General features: G+C 48.4%; 3 protein-coding genes. 1 reads left to right on the forward strand and 2 read right to left on the reverse strand.

Annotated features, from left to right (window positions below; all coding sequences use genetic code 11):
* Nucleotides 1–204: 204 nt before the first annotated feature.
* Both zwf and JGK39_RS29995 read right to left on the reverse strand, forming a co-directional pair.
* Entirely contained in the window at nucleotides 205–1,734 is a 1,530-nt protein-coding gene (zwf, locus tag JGK39_RS29990; protein ID WP_293299031.1) for a glucose-6-phosphate dehydrogenase, read from the reverse strand.
* Between the two features lie 4 nt (nucleotides 1,735–1,738).
* The gene (locus JGK39_RS29995; protein WP_293299034.1) at nucleotides 1,739–2,545 is read right to left on the reverse strand and encodes a hypothetical protein; all 807 of its coding nucleotides are present in this window, start codon (nucleotides 2,543–2,545) and stop codon (nucleotides 1,739–1,741) included.
* On the opposite strand from JGK39_RS29995, the gene JGK39_RS30000 reads away from it, so the two are divergent.
* A partial coding sequence (locus JGK39_RS30000) for a hypothetical protein (protein WP_293258475.1) occupies nucleotides 2,531–2,719 on the forward strand: 189 nt, incomplete at its 3' end. The two genes, JGK39_RS29995 and JGK39_RS30000, sit on opposite strands and share 15 nt — an antisense overlap.

The raw sequence follows: 2,719 nt of genomic DNA on the forward strand, positions 1-2,719 counted from the left end.
TCATTGGTCATTAGTCATTGGTCATTGGTCATTGGTCATTAGTCATTGGTCATTGGTCATTGGTCATTGGTCATTGGTCATTGGTCATTGGTCATTGGTTACTAATTGAGAATTATCAATAACCAATTACTCCTAGCTAATGACTACTGACTACGGACTCTTCCTCACTGCTGACTACTGACTGCTGACTAATGACTCTTACTCTTAAAGTCTGCGCCACTTGCGCCCGTCTCTGTTAATCATTAATTCTGCTTCTGCCGGTTCCCAAGTACCAGCTTCATATTTAGGAACCAAACTTTGGTCGTTGGAAGATTCCCAAGCCATCAGGGCCGGAGTTACCACCCGCCAAGCTTCTTCCACTTCATCAGAACGGGTAAACAAAGTTTGGTCGCCCAGCATACAATCAATCAACAGGCGATCGTAAGCATCCGAAGATGTCACCCCAAAGGAAGCACCGTAACTAAAATCCATATCCACCGTCCGCCTCCGCAAATCCGGCCCCGGCATTTTCGCCTCAAACCTCAGCGAAATCCCCTCGTTGGGATGCACGCGCATCGTCAAAACGTTAGGAGTAGTTTGTTGCGCCGCCGACTGAAAAATTAACAGCGGCACTTCCCGAAACTGAATCGCAATTTCGCTAACTTTTTTCGGCAACCGCTTGCCAGTCCGCAAGTAGAAAGGCACTCCCTGCCAGCGCCAGTTGTCAATCAGAAACTTCATCGCCACAAAAGTCGGCGTTGTCGAGTTGGCAGCAACTCCCGGTTCTTCGTGATAACCCGGCACCGGTTTGCCCTTCATCCATCCTGCGGAATATTGACCGCGAATCGCCGAAAACTCCAAGTTATTCAAATCCGCCAAGCGAGTTGCTTGCAGAACTTTCATCTTTTCCGTGCGGATGCTGTCAGCATCGAGGGAGTTGGGCGGTTCCATCGCCGTCAGACAGAAAATCTGCATCAAGTGGTTTTGCAGCATATCCCGCAGCGCCCCAGAGGATTCGTAGTAACCGGCCCGGTCTTCTACGCCCACTGTTTCTGCCACGGTAATTTGTACGTGATCCACAAATTGTCGGTTCCACAGGGGCTCAAAAATCGCATTAGCAAACCGGAACACCATTAAATTCTGAACAGTTTCTTTACCCAAATAGTGGTCGATCCGGTAAACTTGCTGTTCTTGGCAAACCTGCTGCACCACACGGTTGAGAGCTTTTGCCGAACTCAAGTCGCGGCCGAAGGGTTTTTCAATTACCAAGCGGTGTTTGACTGGATCTGCCAGCATTTGAGCTGCGCCCAGTTGCCGAATTGCTTCTGGGAAAAAGTTCGGGGAAACCGACAGATAAAAGATGTGATTGCCGCGAGTTCTCCTTTCTTCATCGAGTTCGGCTAAGAAAGCTTTAAGTTTTTGATAGCTTTCGGGGTTGTCAATGTCGCCCGGACAGTAGTACAAGCCTTTGGCGAAATCTTGCCACAATTCCTCATTGCCAATACCGCCGCCAAATTCTTCGATGCCTTCCCGCATTTGTTCTCGGAAGTAATCGTGACTCCAGGGACGGCGGGCCACGCCTACCACTGTAACTTCCGGCGGCAAACGCCGATCGAGCCTCATCTGATAAATTGCTGGTACCAGTTTGCGCTGGGTGAGGTCGCCGGAAGCTCCAAATATCACCAGAATTTGCGGTTCCGGCATCCGTTCCTTTCGCAAACCGACCCGCAGTGGATTTTCAAGAATTGTAACCATTTATTTATTTCGCTCCTTCTAATGCTGTCAGTCTTGCCAATACAGATTGATAGTTTGCGGTCATTTCTGCCAGTTGTTGCGTCAGCGAGTTAATCTGTCCTTCGTATTCTGCCTTGAGTTCCGCCCTAACTTCTTCTCGAATTTTTCTTCTCTCAACCGCCAGACGGATTTCCCAATCTCGATCGCGCTGTAGCAGCTCAGCTTTTAACTGCCTGTTTTCGGCTCGAAGTTGCTCCATTTCCAACGCCACAGCAGCAGCACGCCGATCCCTTTCTCTGTTTTGTTCTCGGATTTCCTCTCTAAGCCGCTTATTGTCCGATCGCAATTTCTCTAGTTCAGAATCAGTATCTTTAGGCGATCGACCGCTTCCTAGGGATGGGAATCGCCGATCGACCAAGCGCTGAACTGCTGCGCCAGTGGGCATACCATTGGGCGATGATTCTAGGGCTTCTTGCCAAATTTCTAGTTGCAGTTCTCGGGGTAATCCTGCTAGAGGACGCACTTGATTTTCCTTTGTAGGAATTTTGACACCAATTGGTGTCAAATTTTCGATAACCTGCGCTGCTGCAATAAATCGATGAGCCGTCTGCCTTGCTATCCCCCATTTGTCCCGACAATAAGTCTCAAAACTTTTATGAGATTCGCGGTACAGTTTCTGTTCCCTAATCTCATCTAGGGCTTTGCCAACTTCGTAAAATGTCTGAAGTCCATGTTCCACAATGGATTCTAGTTCTTGAAGCCGGACCCGTTCAGTGACATCAAGTTCCGCAATAGCATACTCGCTCTTTAGTAAGGTATGGGTAGTCTGCATAGCAATTCCTCATTCGTAGGAGGTGGAGGATTCGAGTTAAAGCTTCTGGTAGGAGTCCTCGTAGAGGAGGGAATCGATTTTACTCTGTGGGATTTTTGTCACCAATTGGTGTCATTTTTCCAGGTTCGGGCTGGAAAACTCACCATTCAAGAGCCAAAAATCATAGCTGATTTT

This window comes from Microcoleus sp. PH2017_12_PCY_D_A (genome assembly GCF_020738565.1).
Classification (GTDB): domain Bacteria; phylum Cyanobacteriota; class Cyanobacteriia; order Cyanobacteriales; family Microcoleaceae; genus Microcoleus.